Source organism: Maribellus sediminis (assembly GCF_011799805.1).
GTDB lineage: Bacteria > Bacteroidota > Bacteroidia > Bacteroidales > Prolixibacteraceae > Draconibacterium > Draconibacterium sediminis_A.
This window is the reverse complement of record NZ_WXUB01000002.1, coordinates 1238003-1255551: the sequence shown is the minus strand read 5'-3', so window position 1 is coordinate 1255551 and position 17549 is coordinate 1238003. Positions and strand designations below refer to the sequence as shown.

At 41.4% G+C, this 17549-nt stretch carries 20 protein-coding genes; 12 read left to right on the top strand and 8 right to left on the bottom strand.

Features of this window, described 5'->3' with window-relative positions:
- Window positions 1-109: 109 nt before the first annotated feature.
- Both HFD85_RS11550 and HFD85_RS11545 read left to right on the top strand, forming a co-directional pair.
- Window positions 110-781, top strand: coding sequence for a GOLPH3/VPS74 family protein (locus HFD85_RS11550; RefSeq protein WP_167609368.1), 672 nt, complete (start codon window positions 110-112; stop codon window positions 779-781).
- A gap of 13 nt (window positions 782-794) precedes the next feature.
- Window positions 795-1109 carry a hypothetical protein gene (locus HFD85_RS11545; RefSeq protein WP_167609365.1) on the top strand — a complete coding sequence of 105 codons (315 nt, stop codon included), beginning with the start codon at window positions 795-797 and terminating at the stop codon, window positions 1107-1109.
- Here the strand turns inward: HFD85_RS11545 and HFD85_RS11540 are convergent.
- Entirely contained in the window at window positions 1106-1666 is a 561-nt protein-coding gene (locus HFD85_RS11540) for a glutathione peroxidase (protein ID WP_167609362.1), read from the bottom strand. The genes HFD85_RS11545 and HFD85_RS11540 overlap by 4 nt on opposite strands.
- Window positions 1667-1774: 108 nt before the next feature.
- Between HFD85_RS11540 and HFD85_RS11535 the strand changes: the two genes are divergently transcribed.
- Window positions 1775-3514, top strand: coding sequence for a DNA polymerase III subunit gamma/tau (locus tag HFD85_RS11535; RefSeq protein WP_167609359.1), 1740 nt, complete (start codon window positions 1775-1777; stop codon window positions 3512-3514).
- Here HFD85_RS11535 and pdxH read toward each other — a convergent pair.
- Window positions 3511-4146, bottom strand: a complete 636-nt coding sequence (gene pdxH, locus HFD85_RS11530; RefSeq protein WP_167609356.1) for a pyridoxamine 5'-phosphate oxidase — start codon at window positions 4144-4146, stop codon at window positions 3511-3513. The genes HFD85_RS11535 and pdxH overlap by 4 nt on opposite strands.
- A 122-nt stretch (window positions 4147-4268) precedes the next feature.
- Between pdxH and HFD85_RS11525 the strand changes: the two genes are divergently transcribed.
- The gene (locus HFD85_RS11525) at window positions 4269-4877 is read left to right on the top strand and encodes a redoxin domain-containing protein (protein WP_167609353.1); all 609 of its coding nucleotides are present in this window, start codon (window positions 4269-4271) and stop codon (window positions 4875-4877) included.
- An 81-nt stretch (window positions 4878-4958) separates the two neighbouring features.
- Here HFD85_RS11525 and rsmD read toward each other — a convergent pair whose 3' ends face one another.
- Genes rsmD through HFD85_RS11510 form a run of 3 tightly spaced genes read right to left on the bottom strand, consistent with a single transcriptional unit; the run spans window position 4959 to window position 6939 of the window.
- Window positions 4959-5495 carry a 16S rRNA (guanine(966)-N(2))-methyltransferase RsmD gene (rsmD, locus tag HFD85_RS11520; RefSeq protein ID WP_167609350.1) on the bottom strand — a complete coding sequence of 179 codons (537 nt, stop codon included), beginning with the start codon at window positions 5493-5495 and terminating at the stop codon, window positions 4959-4961.
- Window positions 5496-5497: 2 nt separating this feature from the next.
- A complete protein-coding gene (locus HFD85_RS11515; protein WP_167609347.1) occupies window positions 5498-6301 on the bottom strand; it encodes a DUF3822 family protein in 804 nt (267 codons plus the stop codon).
- A gap of 5 nt (window positions 6302-6306) precedes the next feature.
- Window positions 6307-6939 (bottom strand): hypothetical protein, encoded by a 633-nt coding sequence (locus HFD85_RS11510; protein WP_167609344.1) that lies wholly within the window; start codon window positions 6937-6939, stop codon window positions 6307-6309.
- 92 nt (window positions 6940-7031) lie between these two features.
- Here HFD85_RS11510 and HFD85_RS11505 point away from each other — a divergent pair, with 92 nt between their 5' ends.
- Entirely contained in the window at window positions 7032-8465 is a 1434-nt protein-coding gene (locus tag HFD85_RS11505; protein ID WP_167609341.1) for an ATP-dependent DNA helicase, read from the top strand.
- Here HFD85_RS11505 and HFD85_RS11500 read toward each other — a convergent pair whose 3' ends face one another.
- From HFD85_RS11500 to rpsA, 3 genes are read right to left on the bottom strand one after another with little or no spacing between them, the layout of a single operon-like run.
- Complete coding sequence (locus tag HFD85_RS11500; RefSeq protein ID WP_167609338.1) at window positions 8466-9377, bottom strand: ribonuclease Z; 912 nt, start codon at window positions 9375-9377, stop codon at window positions 8466-8468.
- Window positions 9378-9385: 8 nt separating this feature from the next.
- Window positions 9386-9739 (bottom strand): STAS domain-containing protein, encoded by a 354-nt coding sequence (locus HFD85_RS11495; RefSeq protein WP_167609335.1) that lies wholly within the window; start codon window positions 9737-9739, stop codon window positions 9386-9388.
- 39 nt (window positions 9740-9778) lie between these two features.
- Window positions 9779-11761 carry a 30S ribosomal protein S1 gene (rpsA, locus tag HFD85_RS11490; protein WP_206081946.1) on the bottom strand — a complete coding sequence of 661 codons (1983 nt, stop codon included), beginning with the start codon at window positions 11759-11761 and terminating at the stop codon, window positions 9779-9781.
- 279 nt (window positions 11762-12040) lie between these two features.
- Here rpsA and rfbA point away from each other — a divergent pair, with 279 nt between their 5' ends.
- The 7 genes from rfbA to HFD85_RS11455 all read left to right on the top strand — a co-directional run bounded on the left by rfbA (window position 12041) and on the right by HFD85_RS11455 (window position 17467).
- On the top strand, window positions 12041-12922 hold the full coding sequence (gene rfbA, locus HFD85_RS11485) for a glucose-1-phosphate thymidylyltransferase RfbA (protein ID WP_167609332.1): 882 nt from the start codon (window positions 12041-12043) through the stop codon (window positions 12920-12922).
- Between the two features lie 4 nt (window positions 12923-12926).
- Window positions 12927-13481, top strand: coding sequence for a dTDP-4-dehydrorhamnose 3,5-epimerase (gene rfbC, locus HFD85_RS11480; protein ID WP_167609329.1), 555 nt, complete (start codon window positions 12927-12929; stop codon window positions 13479-13481).
- A gap of 1 nt (window position 13482) precedes the next feature.
- Window positions 13483-14352 carry a dTDP-4-dehydrorhamnose reductase gene (gene rfbD / locus HFD85_RS11475; RefSeq protein ID WP_167609326.1) on the top strand — a complete coding sequence of 290 codons (870 nt, stop codon included), beginning with the start codon at window positions 13483-13485 and terminating at the stop codon, window positions 14350-14352.
- A gap of 41 nt (window positions 14353-14393) precedes the next feature.
- Entirely contained in the window at window positions 14394-14576 is a 183-nt protein-coding gene (locus tag HFD85_RS11470) for a hypothetical protein (protein WP_167609323.1), read from the top strand.
- Window positions 14564-14764, top strand: coding sequence for a type II toxin-antitoxin system RelE/ParE family toxin (locus tag HFD85_RS11465; protein ID WP_167609320.1), 201 nt, complete (start codon window positions 14564-14566; stop codon window positions 14762-14764). The genes HFD85_RS11470 and HFD85_RS11465 overlap by 13 nt, the downstream gene beginning before the upstream one ends.
- A 112-nt stretch (window positions 14765-14876) precedes the next feature.
- Window positions 14877-16619 carry a phospho-sugar mutase gene (locus tag HFD85_RS11460; protein WP_167609317.1) on the top strand — a complete coding sequence of 581 codons (1743 nt, stop codon included), beginning with the start codon at window positions 14877-14879 and terminating at the stop codon, window positions 16617-16619.
- Between the two features lie 95 nt (window positions 16620-16714).
- A complete protein-coding gene (locus HFD85_RS11455; RefSeq protein ID WP_167609314.1) occupies window positions 16715-17467 on the top strand; it encodes a 3-keto-disaccharide hydrolase in 753 nt (250 codons plus the stop codon).
- The last annotated feature ends 82 nt before the right edge of the window (window positions 17468-17549 follow it).

Below are 17549 nucleotides of genomic sequence, written 5' to 3'. Positions count from 1 at the left end.
TCTCTTGCTGTTGTACGATTCGTAAAGTTTGAATAAATGCGGTTTATTTGTACCTTTTGGCTGTTAATTCAAGACGAATTAACTAAGAAAAAATCAAAATCAATCAAAAATGGAAACTTTAATTCCGTTGGCTCAAAAATTATATTTGCTGGGTATTCATCCTGAAAAAGGAGGGATCGTGTATCAGTCGGGTACTGCTATGGATTACGTAATTGTTGGAGGACTGCTGATGGAAATGTACCTGAATAAGAATATTAAGTTTGATAATAAAAGAATCGTTTTGCTTTCCGACAAATCGGATAATGAGGCTCATCGGTTTATGTTGCAAAAAATGAGTAAGGCCAAAGGTCCGCGCCGGATTTCAAGCTGGATCAATAAATTTTATTATTCACTGAATTACATTCGTGGTGAAGTGCGCGACGGCCTGGTTTCGAAACGGCTGATAAAAATTGAAGACAAGCGTTTCCTGATTTTTAAATGGAAGAAACCGTTCGCTACCAATAAGCAGGTATTGTATAAACTGGTTGATGAAGTTAAAGAAAGTATCATGCGGGGAACATCGGATGAAGAGTCGTTGATTCTGCTGTCGTTTATTCAGCCGGCCGGTTTGTTGCCCCGCTTGTTCCCCGACAGACAAGAGCGAAAAAAGGCACGTGCGCGTTTAAAGGAAATGATGGTGGGCAATCGCGTTTCAACCGCAGTTGCCGATGCTATTTCTGCATCGCAGGCTGTTGCTGCATCGGTAGCTATTTCGGCTGCTGCTGCATCCACATCGGCTTAATTTGAAAAAAAGAATGAGCGACAAACTAAAGAAAACGATATTGTTGATTGCCGGACCCGGAGCTTTGCTGGTTGTGATAGTTGCGCTTTTTATGCATCTTTTTACTTCAGCCAATACAAAAGCCTGGATGCTTGGCGGCTTGCTCGTGTTTTTTATTGTGTTTTTGCCTTTCTACGCCATCGAGTATTTCAGGCAGGAATTTAAGAAGGACGATAAGAAAAAGGTACATTTTAAACGAAAGAGCGGCCGTACTGAATGGCATGGAGGAAATATCCACGGGAAAGTTCCGCATCAGACCAAAAAGCCGGGAAACTTGTACAACGATTAATCGCTGTTTAACCACTCGATGATTGTTTTACTAAGCGGGCTGCCGGCCGGACCAACAAAATCAACCACGTGGCCGGTTTTATCAATCATAAATTTCTGAAAATTCCAGCGGACCTTGGCGTCAAGCGTACCGTTTTCTTCGCTGTTGGTGAGCCAGCGGTAAAGTGGTGGCATGTCATCGTCTTTTAACGAGATCTTTTCCATTAAAGTGAAACTCACTTCATACTGTTTACAGAACTCTTTAATCTCCTGGTTTGATCCCGGTTCCTGGTGCCCAAAATCATTGCACGGAAAAGCAACAATTTCAAAATCGTCGCCACCGTACTCCTCGTATAGTTCCTGTAATTTTTCGTATTGAGGTGTCAGCATGCATTCAGAAGCTGTATTCACCACCAGCACTTTTTTCCCTTTGAAAATCTCGAAACTGATCAGTTCGCCATCTATCGTTCTTCCGGAAAAATCGTAAAAAGTCTTTTCCTGCGCCGATGATTCGAGCGCGAAAATAGCTGTCAAAACCAGGATCAAACAGGCCGTGGATCTTTTTCTTTTGGTAATCATTTCGCAATCAGTTTCTTCGAAAGTTACCAATATTGTGTTAATAAAAAAACTCCCTATAAAAGCCAGTTTTAATTATCTTTGGTCATCCGCAAAGGCAGGAAAGATTTTATGGAGAACTTTATTGTATCAGCACGAAAATACAGGCCCGATTCATTTGAAACAGTTGTGGCACAGGCGTCCATTACCGGAACGCTGAAGAATGCCATTAAAAGCAAACAGTTGGCACATGCTTATTTGTTTTGCGGCCCGCGTGGAGTGGGGAAAACTACCTGTGCACGTATTTTCGCTAAAACGATAAACTGTACAAATTTAACTGCCGATACCGAAGCCTGTAACGAGTGCGAATCGTGCAAGTCTTTCAATACGAGTCGTTCGTTCAATATTCATGAACTCGATGCTGCCTCGAACAATTCGGTTGACGATATCCGGAACCTGACGGACCAGGTGCGCGTTCCTCCGCAAATGGGAAAATACAGCGTGTACATTATCGATGAGGTTCACATGTTGTCGTCGCAGGCGTTTAACGCGTTTTTGAAAACGCTGGAAGAACCGCCGAAGCATGCCATTTTTATTTTGGCGACTACTGAAAAGCACAAAATTATCCCAACGATTTTATCACGTTGTCAGATCTTCGATTTCAACAGAATAGGTGTAAGCGATATTTCAAATCACCTTACTTACGTTGCAAAAAGCGAAGATGTTGAAGCGGAACCGGAAGGATTGAATGTAATTGCACAGAAAGCCGACGGTGCCATGCGCGATGCTTTGTCGATCTTCGACCAGATCGTGAGTTTCTCGGGCAAGAAGATTACATACCAGGATGTAATTACCAACCTGAATGTGTTGGATTACGACTATCATTTCCGTCTGGTGGATGAATTCCTGAAAAACAATGTTACCGAAGTACTGATCATTTTTAATGACATTCTGAACCATGGTTTCGATGGTCATCATTTTATTACCGGATTAAGCAGCCACTTGCGCGATATTCTGGTGTGTAAAGATGCGGTAACTGTTCAGTTGCTTGAAGTTGGCGGCGATATTAAAGAACGCTACAAAACACAGGCTGCTGCGTGTAACAGCGATTTCCTGCTCGATGCCATGCAAATTGCCAACGATTGCGATCTGAACTACAAAACGAGTCAGAACAAACGCCTGTTGATTGAACTGGCTTTGATACGGATAGCACAGCTGACCTTAAAAAAAAAAATAGCTGACACCGAGGATGACATCCTCGAGCCCATTTTCACCGGGCAAGATATTCCTGAAGAAAAAATAGCACAAAAGCCTGCGGTAGCTAAACCGGTTGTTCAAAAAGCAGTAGTGCAAGAGCCGGAAGTGGCTAAGCCCAAACCACAACGTCGGGTTTTAAAACGCGGTTCGCAGAGCATGGGCACACCTTCAATCAAACGTGCCATGAGGGGAGAGTTTGAAGATAACACTCAGCTTTCGGCCAAAGAACAGCACGAACTTTATTCGAAGGAAGGCGAGGTAGAACCGTTCACTTCTGATCAACTGAAAGAAAAATGGGATTTGTTTCTTACGCGCCTTGAAGACGGTTCGAATATGAAGGTAACACTCGCGAATGTGCCTAAAATTGAAGAGAATTTTTCTTTGTTGCTGGAAATTGACAACCGTATTCAGGATGAATTGATTGCGAATATCCGGCCCGAGCTGGTGTCGTTTTTGCGCAAAGAACTCCGGAATTCGAAAATCAATCTGAAAACCTTGATTACGGAGGTAGTGCGCGAAAAGGTAATTTATTCCGATATCGAGCGTTACCAGGCATTGGCCGTAAAGAATCCGAATTTAGCTTACCTGAAACAAACACTCAACCTCGATTTCTAAGGAGCCAAACGTTTTATAATCCAGTCTTCATCTTTCAGTTCGTAAACAATACGGTCGTGCAGCCGGTTTTCGCGGCCCTGCCAGAATTCGAATTTTACCGGGCGAACTAAATATCCGCCCCAATTCTTAGGGCGTTCCGGATTCGTACCGTTGAGTTCTTTTTTCAGGGCATCGAATTTTTCTTCCAGATAAACGCGCGATGGAACTTCCGCACTTTGATCGGATACTGCAGCTGCAACCTGGCTTTCAAACGGGCGAGAATGAAAATAAGCTTCCGATTCTTCAATGCTGGTTTTTTCAGCAATTCCCGAAATGCGGACCTGCCGTTCAAGTTCGGGCCAGAAAAAATGTAAACTTACTTTTGGATTTTCTGCTATCGCTTGTCCTTTTTGACTGTTGTAGTTGGTGAAAAAGACAAAGCCTTCGTTGTTATAGCTTTTGAGCAAAACAATTCTGGAATCGGGAAATCCATCGGCTCCGTTGGTCACAATCGACATTGAAGTGGCATCAATTTTATTCAAATTTAGTACCTCTTTCATCCAGCGTTGAAACAGGTGCATGGGATGTTTGTCGGCATTTTTCTTACTAAGTTCTGCTCGCGTATATTCGCGTCGTATCGATTCAAGTTTCATCTCTAAAAGTATTCACCCAAATAACCCGATACCACGGTTTTTGTTTAGTTTCTGAACTTTATTTTCGCGCCGTTGTTTTTCAATAAAATACTAATTAGTGTTTAATATTAAATTTTATAACCATGAAAAACCTTTTGATTGTACTACTAATTTTAACTGCAATACCGGTACTTGCTACCAAGAATGCAGGAAAGCTGGAGATTGGAGATAAAGCGGTTTTAACCGATGTGAAAATGACTGATGTTTCGGGGAAGAGTGTTTCAATTGCCGATGTTAAAAAGGAAAATGGTGTTTTGGTACTTTTCTCTTGCAATACCTGCCCGTTTGTTTTGAAATGGGAGAGCCGTTACAATGAAATTAAAAAGTGGGCCGACAATAACAATGTTGGGATGATTGTTTTGAATTCAAATTATCAGAACCGAACAGGATCTGATTCGATGGAAGCCATGCAGGAAAAAGCGAAGAAGCAGGGCTATAACTTTCATTATGTAGTGGATAAAGAAAGCCGGATTGCTAACTCTTTTGGCGGGCAAACAACACCTCACGTTTTTCTTTTCGATAGCAATTACGACCTCGCCTACAAAGGAGCAATAGATGATGGTAATGGCAGTGCTGAAAAGGTTTCTAAAGAATATCTGCAAGAAGCTTTAGTAAGCCTGGGAAGTGGAAAAACAGTTGCTATAAATGAAACTAAGCCTGTTGGCTGCAGCATTAAACGAAAGTTAGATTAATACAATTTAGATTTTTGATATTTATTTAGTTGAAGAGCTTCCTCTCGTGTGGAAGCTTTTTTTGTGGTTAAAAAGAAGAAGTTAGTCTTTTTCAAAAAAACTAAAATTGACCTTGCCGTATTTTCTGAGCTCTTTAAAATACTGATGTTGCGAAAAATCGTATTCTTTGGGATGTTCAAGTATAAATACACCTTCAGGAGCCAGTAATTCGCTTTCAAGAACGGCATCAGCTACGCTCTCAAATTTCGGTAGGTCGAATGGTGGGTCGGCAAAAATAATGTTGAATAACTCGGGAGACTTATTCAGAAACTTAAACACATCAGCTTTAAAAACCTTTGCATTTTCTATTTTCAGGGTATCGATCACTTCCAATATAAACTTGTAGTGATTGAAGTTGTTTTCAACCATCGTGGCATGTTCGCAGCCGCGGCTAATAAATTCGTAGGCTACACTACCCGTTCCCGAGAACAGATCGAGAACCTTTTTGGTAGAGAAATCGTAACGGTTTTCCAGGATATTGAAAAGCCCTTCTTTGGCAACATCGGTAGTGGGGCGTGCCTTAAATTTTTTGCCCGGATGAAACATCCTGCCACCATATTTTCCTCCAACAATTCGCATACTTAAATCAAACAAATAATATCATTCATAGTAATTTCACCCTTTTCAGAGTTGGTAGTTCCGGCAGCCAGGCTTTCAACCGTGCCAAAATGTTGTTGCAGTTGTTCGTTCAGTGAATTTCTCAATACGGATTGTCCGCCTGTTGTTACTTTACAGCCTTTTAAATCGACTTTTAACTGTTTGGTCACAGACAGTGCATAATAAATTACATCGTTGGCGTGGTTCACTTTAAACGCGTTTGCCAGAGTCAGTTGCTTGTTCTGTTTTACTACAAGGAATAAATCTTTATGGTCGAAGAATAACAGCAGACCAGATTCATCGGTTTGCAAATTCTGCCAGTTGATTAATTTCTGAACAATATGACAAATTCTTACTTCTCCGAGTTTTTCCTTCACCGTGCCGTTAAATTCCGGGGGCAAAACAAATAGTAATTTTGCCTGTACCTCTTTAATCCAGTTTTCGGCATATTCTTCTTCATCGCTGGTTTGAAGCAGCAGTTCGCGCAGATCGCTTTTAAGTTCTTCGCTTTCCATCTGCTGAGGCAACAAAGTAAAACGCGTACCGGTGTAAACCAGCTGCTTTTGGTTGTATGTAAGCTGCAACAATTCCTCTTCGTTGCACCAGTCAGCAAAACGCCTCGAAATAAACTGCTCGCTACTGATCTTCAAATCGATGTGTTTGAAGCACAGTATTCGCCCCGACAATTCCCGGATACAAAAAGAAAATCCATTCAGGCTAACCTGAATGGATAAAATATATTCGTGTGAATTTTTGCGACTAAATGAATCGTCTATAAAATCATACATGAGTATTATTCCCAGTTTCCTGCGTTGTTATTGGCTTCAACTAACGAACCTACCTTCAATCCAGGGTATTTTTCATTGGTTCTGCGTTGATCGTTAAGGTTAATGATTAATTGCTCATCAAGACCTCTTAAGATAACATTGTTATGAGCTTTAGCTTCAAAAATAGGAACCTGAATTCCTGAGCCTGTAGTGATAACTGTTTGTGCCAGGTGAAATTCTGTTGGTTCACCAGGAACAGGAACGTAACGCAAACTTTTTGCATCATATGATTTTCCAAAAAGCGATTCCAAAACAGAAACTCTAATAGTATCACGAATGATAAGTCCCATTTCAATAGCCTTCTTTTCGGTAATTTTTGCTTCGATCATACTGTCGGTTAATTCGCCGATTGCTCTTACGTTTCTAACCGAATCGTTAATTACGAAATTGATCAGGGTATCAAAGCTTCCGGTAAACTGGCCGTAAACATCTTTATATGCTAACTCAGCTTTACGAATATCTTTTAACTTTGCAACTGTAGCTTCGTAACGTGCATCTTTAGCTTTTTCGAATTGGATCGGGCGCTGGATGCTCTTGTAAATAAAGAAAGTAAGCACAACTGCAGCAACGACTAGTAAAATCTGAAATACGGTTCTCATTCTTAATTTTTTATAGGTTCATTTTTCGTTTGCATGCAAATTTATAAAAAAAAATAAATTAGCTTCCCTTACTTAATGTTATTTTAGGCCGTATGATCAAAAATCACCTGATAAGGATATTAACTGAAAAACTGGCCTTTCCGCCTACCAAAAGTCAAGATCTTTTAATTGATATGATGGCCAGCTATATCGCTTCCGATGAGCCCGACCGGATTATGCTGATAAAAGGGTATGCAGGAACCGGAAAAACAACTATGATTTTTACCTTAACACAGGTGCTCGATCTGTTAAAAATCCGTTCTATACTGATGGCTCCAACCGGAAGGGCAGCAAAGGTGATGGCTGATTATTCGGGGAAAGCCGCTTTTACCATTCATAAAAGTATTTACAGGCAACAATCGTCGAGCGATGGAATGGGCCGATTTGTTTTGAATAAGAACCTGTATAAGAATACCTATTTTATTGTTGATGAAGCTTCTATGATTTCGAATGAATCGTACGAAGGTTCGGTTTTTGGCAGCGGTCGTGTGCTCGACGATTTGTTGGAATATGTGTATTCGGGCGAGAATTGCCGCCTGATTCTTGTTGGCGACACGGCGCAATTACCGCCTGTCGGGCTCGACATTAGTCCGGCACTGGAGGCCTTTGTATTGGAAAGCTATGGTTTTGGTGTTTCAGAGATGGAACTTACCGATGTTGTTCGTCAGGCAGAGGGATCGGGAATTCTTAGCAATGCCACCGACCTCAGAACCCGAATTGGAGCAGAAGAACAGGAACCAGGGTTTTTTCCCATCGAACTTCTACCTTATGACGACATCATCCGAATTTCGGGTGCTGACTTGATTGAGACGATTTCAACTTGCTACGATAGATACGGCTTGTTTGATACTACTGTGGTGACCCGCTCAAACAAACGGGCAAATATTTTTAACAAAGGAATTCGGGGCTCGATTTTATACAAAGAAAGCGAAATTGAACGTGGCGATTTGCTGATGGTGGTAAAGAACAATTATTTTTGGGCTAATGACGATACCGAAATCGATTTTATTGCTAATGGCGATATTGCCGAAATAATTACCATAAATGGCTACGAGGAACTTTATGGATTTCGTTTTGCCAATGTTAGCCTGCGTTTTTTGGATTATAAAAATGTAGAACTCGATTGTAAAATCTTTCTCGATACACTGAGTTTGGAAAGTGCCTCGTTCAGCAGCGAGCAAAACAGGCAGCTTTTCGACGCTGTTTCCGAAGACTACCTCGATGTGCGAAATAAGCGCGAACGCTGGAAAAAAATAAAGGAGAATCCGTATTTCAATGCCCTGCAGGTGAAATACGCCTACGCATTAACCTGCCATAAAGCACAGGGTGGACAATGGAAGGCGGTTTTTGTAGATCACGGGTATTTAACCGAGGATATGCTCGATAAAGAATATTACCGTTGGCTGTACACGGCATTTACCCGGCCAACCGAAAAACTCTACCTGGTGAATTTCGATAAAGGATTTTTTGAGGGCGCAGAAGATTGATTAAATAATGTATTTGTTTCCTTCAACAACAGCTTCAGTATTTTCAAATACTTCACGGGCCTCTTCTTCAAACTGTTCCACCTTTTTAAACCGGGCTGAAAAATGACCGATCAACAATTTATCAACGTTTGATAGTTTAGCCATTTCAGCGGCTTGTTTGGCCGTAGAGTGCAGTGTTTTTTCAGCAAGAGCTTTTAACTTTTCCAGGAAAGTGGCCTCGTGGTAAAGCAGATCAACACCATTAATGATCTCGGCAAGCGGCGGATGAAAAGCCGTATCGGTGCAAAATGCGTACGATTTTGGTTTTGGTGGCGGAATGGTTAATTGTTCGTTTGGGATGATTTGCCCGTCTTCGGTGATAAAATTGGCGCCACCTTTTATTTGCCTGATTTCGGCTATCGGTATATTGTATGCTTCAATCAACTCCTTTTTGATATTTGCCGGTTTTGGCTTCTCCCGGAACAAAAACCCACAGGTCGGGATGCTGTGTTTTACCGGGAACGAGATCACCTCTATTTTTTTTGTGTCGAGAATGGTTTGTGGCTTTTTGAAGTTCAAGGGGTGAAAAACAGGTTTAACCGTCATTTCAGCATTAATAAAATCGAGTTGTGGCTGAATGAGGTTTTTTAATTCGGAATGCGAATAAATGTGGAGGTCGGTTTTTATACCCATCAGGTTCATGGTCGAGATTAAACCAATCAGTCCGTAAAAGTGGTCGCCATGAAGGTGGGAAATAAAAATGTGCTGGATTTTGCTGAAATTAATCTTATTACGGCGAAGCTGAATTTGCGTTCCTTCACCACAGTCGATTAAAAAACAACGCCCAGGTACTTCAAGTACCTGGGCGGTTGGATATCTGTTTGAAGTTGGTAATGCTGAGTTACTTCCCAATATGGTCAGTTCGAAAGACATTCCTGTTGTTACAGATTTTCTTTCTTTACCAGTAATTCCTCTGCTTCTTCAACGGTATCGGTAATTAACAGAACCGTGTGAAGCATCGAAATCTTTATCAGGTTTTCCACATCGGGCTGCAAACCGCAGAGGATAAAAGTTCCAATTGCGTCTTCGCAGAGCCGATTCGCGACCAAAACTGCTCTTAATCCCGAGGAGTCGCAATAAGCAACTTCACTCAAATCGAGAACTATGTTTTTTTCGCCATCAGTATTAACAAAAAGCAGTTCTGACTTCAGATCGGGTGCGTTGTTAGTATCTAATCTATCGGCGTTTACTTTAACTAAAGTATACTTGCCGTTTTTTCGAATTTCGAATGCCATGCTTCAATTTACGAAAATCAGTTTAAATACACCAACTGCTTATTTGTCTTTTTTCTCCGATTTTTCCATCTCCTTCTTCAAAGCAGCTAATTCGCTGATATCTCCAAGGGTAGTTTTTTCGATGTTATCGCTAACAGATTTCATAGCGCGTTTTGTAGTACTCTTCTGAGCTTTACGCTGTTCGCCTTCTTCTGCACGTTTAACATCTTCGTAAATCCTTGAGTGCGAAACGATGATTCGTTTAGCTGATTTGTTGAATTCGATAACTTTGAAATCGAGTTTTTCGTCTTGTTTAACCGAAGTTCCGTCTTCTTTAACCAGGTGACGTGGAGTAGCAAAACCTTCAACACCGTAAGGCAATGCAATTACAGCACCTTTGTCCATCAACTCAACCACAGTTCCTTCGTGGATAGAATCGGTAGTGAAAATGGTTTCGAAAACGTCCCATGGGTTTTCTTCCAGTTGTTTGTGGCCTAAGCTCAAACGACGGTTTTCTTTATCGATATCCAGAACAACTACTTCGATGTCTTCACCGATTGCAGTAAATTCAGATGGATGCTTGATCTTTTTAGTCCAGCTCAAGTCTGAAATGTGGATCAATCCGTCAACACCTTCTGTAATTTCAACAAATACACCAAAGTTGGTGAAGTTGCGAACTTTTGCAGTGTGTTTTGAACCTACTCCGTATTCAGTATCGATATTCGACCATGGATCTTCTTTCAGTTGTTTGATACCCAGTGACATTTTACGCTCTTCGCGGTCGAGAGTAAGGATTGAAGCTTCTACTTCGTCGCCTACGCTCAGGAAGTCTTGTGCACTGCGCAGGTGCTGGCTCCAGCTCATCTCAGAAACGTGGATCAGACCTTCAACTCCAGGAGCAATTTCAACAAATGCACCGTAGTCGGCAATTACAACAACTTTACCTTTTACTTTGTCGCCAACTTTCAGTTTCTCATCCAGGTTATCCCATGGGTGAGGAGTCAGTTGTTTCAGACCAAGTGCGATACGTTTTTTGTCATCATCGAAATCAAGGATCACCACGTTCAGTTTCTGATCCAGTTCAACGATTTCACTTGGGTGAGAAATGCGTCCCCATGAAAGGTCGGTAATGTGGATTAAACCGTCAACACCACCAAGGTCCATGAATACACCGTATGATGTAACGTTTTTAACAACTCCTTCAAGTACCTGTCCTTTTTCAAGTTTAGCAATAATTTCTTTCTTCTGTTGTTCCAGTTCGGCTTCGATAAGCGCTTTGTGTGAAACAACAACGTTACGGTATTCGTGATTGATTTTAACCACTTTGAATTCCATGGTTTTACCAACGTATACATCGTAATCGCGGATAGGCTTAACATCAATCTGTGAACCCGGTAAGAAGGCTTCAATACCGAATACATCTACGATCATACCACCTTTTGTGCGGCATTTGATGTAACCTTTGATGATTTCGTCGTTTTCAAGCGATTCGTTAACACGCTCCCAAGAACGGGTTGCACGCGCTTTTTTGTGCGACAGGATCATCTGGCCTTTTTTATCTTCGAGACTTTCGATGTAAACATCTACTGTGTCACCTACTTTCAGCTCAGGATTGTAACGGAATTCGTTCAAACTAACGATACCGTCTGATTTGTAACCTATGTCAACAACTACTTCGCGTTTGTTTAGTGAAATAACTTTTCCTTCAAGTACTTCTTTTTCTGAAACGGTGTTCAGTGTGTTGTTGTACAGATTTTCCAGGTCGCCTCTTTCTTTTTCAGAATAAGTTTCTGTTCCGCTTTCAAGGCTGGCCCAGTCAAATTCTTCTTCAGCTTTTGCAGCTTCTTTTTTAGCTTTTGGAGCTTCTTTTTTAGCTGCTGGTTTTTCTGTTTCAACTTCGGCAGCTTCTGCAACCGGAGCTTCTTCTACTACCTCTTCAGCAGCAGGAGTTTCTTCTTTTACTGCTTCCGCAGCTTTGATTTCTTCCTGAACCGGAGTTTCTTGTACTTCCTGCTCAAGATTTTCTTTTTTTTCTTCAGTCATGTAATTCTTAATAAATTAATGAGTTAGACATTATATTGTTTTTAAATCGCGCGCAAAAATAGAACTTAATTCAGTATTCACAAAGGATTTACTCTATTTTATTGATTTTGAGCGAAAATGTTACCAAATTCTTGTTATGAATCCGGATTCTCTGGCTAGGAAACTTAATTTGGGGCTTCTAGGTTAAGCAAAAATAGTACATTTGTCTGTGACTTTCAGCTTAAATGTTGAGTTAATCCAAAAAGAACAAAATCAGATAGAACAGCTAAAATATACAATATGAAAGGCATCATTCTCGCAGGTGGTTCAGGCACACGGCTTTACCCGATAACCCGATCAATTTCAAAACAAATTATTCCGGTGTACGACAAACCGATGATCTATTATCCTTTGTCGGTTTTAATGCTGGCCGGGATTCGTGAGATCCTGATCATCTCGACACCAACTGATATAGGTTTGTATGAAAATTTATTTGGCGACGGCTCACAATTGGGACTGAAACTTTCGTATGTGGTTCAACCTTCGCCCGATGGATTGGCGCAGGCTTTTATTTTAGGCGAAGAATTTATTGGCGACGATAGCGTTTGCATGATCCTTGGCGATAATATTTTCTACGGCTATAATTTCAGGGGAGTGCTTGAAGATGCAGCCAACCTGGAAGACGGAGCAATCGTTTTCGGTTACTACGTGAACGATCCGGATCGTTACGGAGTAGTTGAGTTTGATGAAACCGGGAAGGTGATCAGTATTGAAGAAAAACCGGAACAACCAAAATCAAATTATGCCGTTACCGGGTTGTATTTTTATTCGAACGATGTGGTGCAAAAAGCCAAAAACCTGAAGCCATCAAAACGTGGTGAGCTGGAAATTACCGACCTCAACCGTTTGTATCTGGAAGAAGAAAGGTTGAATGTAAAACTATTGGGACGTGGTTTCGCCTGGCTCGATACCGGTACACACGATAGTTTATTGCAGGCTTCGAATTATGTGGCAACCATCGAACAACGTCAGGGATTAAAAGTTTCGTGCATCGAGGAAATTGCCTTTAAAAAAGGATTTATTTCGAAAGAACAGTTAATAGAACTGGCACAACCGCTAAGTAAAAATCAATATGGCCAATACTTGTTGAAGTTGGCTGAAAAACAAATATTTTCTTTTTAAGTAGATGAAGATTATTGAAACGGGCCTTCCAGGTTTGGTGGTAATTGAACCAAGGGTTTTTGAAGATGACAGGGGCTATTTTTTTGAAACGTATCAGTTGCAACGATATACTGAAGCGGATATCAATACCATTTTTATTCAGGACAATGAGTCGAAATCGGTGAAAGGAGTCGTTCGTGGACTGCATTATCAACTGGGTGAAGCTGCGCAGGCAAAACTTGTACGCGTGGTGCAGGGCAGTGTTTTCGATGTTGCGGTTGATCTAAGAAAAGGATCGCCGACTTTTGGAAAATGGTTTGGCCTTGAGCTGAGTGAGAATAATAAGAAACAGTTATTTGTTCCCCGCGGATTTGCTCACGGATTCTCGGTATTGAGCGAAACAGCTATTTTTACCTACAAATGCGATAATGCCTACGACAAAAGCGCTGAGCGTTCGATTAATCCTTTCGATTCGCAATTAGCAATCGACTGGATGATTGATAAAAGCCAGACTATTGTTTCAGAAAAAGATATGATCGCACCCTCGTTTGATGAGGCAGAAATGAATTTCAACTTTTAAGATGCAGATATTAGTTACTGGTGCATACGGACAGCTTGGAAGCGAGATTAACGAGCTGGTGAGTAATTATCCGGATTGGAAATTCTTATTTACCGATGTCGATTCGCTGGACATTACCAGTGAAGCGGCTGTTGAAAATTACCTTTCGACAAACAAGGTTGATGTTGTGGTAAACTGTGCTGCCTACACTGCGGTCGACAAAGCTGAATCAGATCAGGAAACGGCACATCTTGTAAATGCAATTGCTCCAAAAATCCTGGCTAAAAAATGCCAGGAGGCGGGTGCAAAACTAATTCATGTTTCAACCGATTATGTGTTTGCCGGCGACGCGTGTACTCCCTACTCTGAAACGGATAAAACCGATCCTCAAGGTGCCTACGGCCTTACAAAACTCGATGGCGAAAATTTCGTTTTGGCTGAAAATCCGGAGGCAGTTATTATTCGTACTTCGTGGTTGTACTCTTCGTTTGGAAACAATTTCGTAAAAACGATGCTTCGTCTCGGAAAAGAGAAGGAGCAGCTCGGCGTTGTATTCGACCAGGTGGGAACACCAACTTATGCAGCCGATTTGGCAGCAGCCATTCTTCACATCGTAAAAAAGTACGAAATAAAGAACTCGGATTTTATTCCCGGAATTTACCACTATTCGAATGAAGGAGTAGCCAGCTGGTTCGATTTTGCTTTAGCTATTTTCGAATTTTCAGGCATCAAGATAAAAGTGAATCCGGTGCTGAGCGATCAGTTTCCTACGCCAACCAAACGTCCTCATTTCAGTGTGTTGAATAAGTTGAAAATTAAGAATAATTTTGATATTGAAATACCCTACTGGAAGGACAGTTTACAGGTTTGTTTGAAGAAATTGATGGAATAATTTTTTATTTTGTAGGATCGTTTTTCTCTAAAAATGTTGAGATGTTGACAAAAACAAAAATACTGGCAGAACTGGAAAAATTCCCTGATGAATTTTCGATCGACGAATTGGTTGAACGACTGATTCTGATTGAAAAGATTGAAACGGGAATCCAGCAGTCAGAGAATAATCAAATTGTTTCGGAAGCAGAAATCGATTACGAGATTAAAAAATGGTTCAAATAAACTGGACTATACAGGCGAAAAATGATTTGAAAAATATTTTTGAGTTCATAGCTAAGGATTCAGCGAATTATGCCCGTATTCACGTTATGAAGATCAGAAAGCTTAAGGAAGTTTTAAAAACACATCCCACTATTGGAATAGTTGTTGACGAGATTGATGAGCCGCAGATTCGTGAACTGATTTATTGAAATTACAGAATTATATACAAACTGGTATCAGAAAAAAGAATTGATATACTTACAATTCATCATTCTGCCAGAGACCTGACAAGAAGAGAAATCAAATAATAAAAGCATAATAATGGATAACCAGGAATTAATGGAAGTAAGAGCGAAAGCGCAGGAATGGCTTTCGGATACATACGATGCTGAAACCCGTGCACAGGTGCAGGCTTTGCTCGATGCTGAGGACCCAAGCGAATTGATCGATTCGTTTTACCGAAGCCTTGAGTTCGGAACCGGCGGACTTCGTGGCATTATGGGCGTTGGAACCAACCGCATGAATATTTATACCGTTGGTGCGGCTACTCAGGGTTTGAGCAATTATTTGAAAGTGAATTTTGCCGATCTTGATGAGATTAAAGTGGCCATTGGTCACGATTGTCGCAACAACAGCCGCCTGTTTGCCGAAACCAGCGCAAAGATTTTTGCAGCCAATGGCATTAAAGCCTATTTATTTGACGACTTGCGTCCAACTCCGGAGCTTTCTTACGCTATTCGCGAGTTGGGGTGCCAAAGTGGAATTATCCTGACTGCTTCGCACAACCCAAAAGAATACAACGGTTATAAAGCCTACTGGGACGATGGATCACAGATTGTAGCTCCGCACGATGTAAATATTGTGAACGAGGTCGCCAAAATCAAACCCGAGGATATTAAATTCGACGGACCGGATGAGTTGATCGAGATCATGGGCGAGGAAATGGATAAGAATTTTCTGGCCGAGGTAAAAAAAGTGTCGATTTCTCCTGATGTGGTGGAGCGCCACAAAGACATAAAAATTATTTACACACCGATTCACGGTACCGGAGTAAAACTGATTCCGGCCGCTTTGCGCGAATTTGGTTTTACAAACATCATTAACATTCCTGAACAGGATGTAGTAAGCGGTGATTTCCCGACAGTAATTTCTCCTAATCCGGAAGAACCTGCTGCCATGGAAATGGCAACTAAAAAAGCTGCTGAAATTGATGCCGATGTTGTGATGGCTTCCGACCCTGATTCTGACCGGATTGGAGTGGCTGTTAAAAACGATAAAGGTGAATACGTAATCATAAACGGTAACCAAACTGCCCTGCTTTTCTTCTATTACATTATTGTGAACATGAAGAAAGAGGGCAAACTGAAAGGCAATGAGTTTGTGGTGAAAACCATCGTTTCAACAGAAATGATTGCCGAAGTTGCCCGTAGGAACAACATTGAATACTACGATGTATATACCGGTTTCAAATTTATTGCTGAAGTAATTCGCGATAACGAAGGCAAGAAAAAATACATCGGCGGTGGTGAAGAAAGCTTTGGTTTTATGCCTTCTGATTTTGTTCGTGATAAGGACGCAGTTTCTGCATGTGCGCTAATGGCCGAGATCACTGCATGGGCAATCGATCAGGGAAAAACACTTTACGAATTGCTGCAGGATATTTACCTGGAATATGGTTACTCGCGCGAGAAAATGAAATATGTGGTTCGCAAAGGAAAATCAGGTGCAGAAGAAATTCAGCAGATCATGACGAAATTCCGCAACGATCCGCCAAAAGAACTTGGAGGTTCACCAATGGAATGGGTAAAAGATTATTCAACCTTGGTAGCCAAAAATCTGATTACTGGCGAAGAGAAAGCGATCGATCAAAAGATTACTTCCAATGTACTTCAGTTTTTCACCCAGGACGGCACAAAAATTTCGGTACGTCCTTCAGGAACAGAGCCAAAAATCAAGTTTTATTTCGAAGTTGCAGGAACAGTAAATTCCCGCAGTGATTTTGATGCAGCCGAGCAAAAAGCCGATGAAAAGATCGATGCCATTATGGACGAACTTGGTTTGTAATCAAAAAGCCATTACTTTGAAATTGAATTTTAAAAAATAATAAGGTGGCCGGATTTTGCCGGTCACCCTTTTCATAACCAATAAACAACTAAATCATGAAAAATCTGTTTTTTGCATTTATTCTACTTTTTGTTGCCTCCATGGCCATGGCGCAGGAAGAATTGATGAAAATGAAACCTGAAATGACCGAGATCTGGGATCCGGAGGTTCCGGTTATTACTCCCGGAGAAACTCCTGCTGATGCGCCTTCCGATGCCATTGTTTTGTTCGATGGTACTGATCTTGGCCGAGAGTGGACCAACGCTGAAGGCGGAGAGCCAGGCTGGACTGTGTCAGACGAATGCGTAACGGTTAAGGCCGGAACAGGCATTATAAAAACCAAACGTGTTTTCGAAGATTTCCAGTTACACATTGAATGGCGTACACCTTCAGAAGTAAAAGGTGAAAGCCAGGGTAGGGGTAACAGTGGTATTTTCCTGCAGGGATTGTACGAAGTACAGGTTCTGGATAATTACAATAACCGTACATACAGAAACGGCCAGGCCGGAAGTTTGTACAAACAATACGCTCCGCTTGTAAATGCCTGTAAAGGCCCCGGTGAGTGGCAGGTTTACGACATTATCTACACCGCACCACGTTTTAACGATGATGGTACTTTTTTTACACCGCCAACGGTTACTGTGCTTCAAAACGGTGTACTGGTTCAAAATAACGTGAAACTTCGTGGTCCGACAGAATACATCGGAATTCCGGAATATACGGTAAAACCTCACGGCCCAAAGAGCCTTGAGCTGCAGGATCATGGAAATCCGGTTAGTTACCGGAATATCTGGATCAGGGAATTGTAAGCGATTTTTATCAATATAGTTTATTCACCGGGTGACTTTGAAATGTTTCAGCAAGTCATCCGGTGAGTTTTTTTTAGAGAGC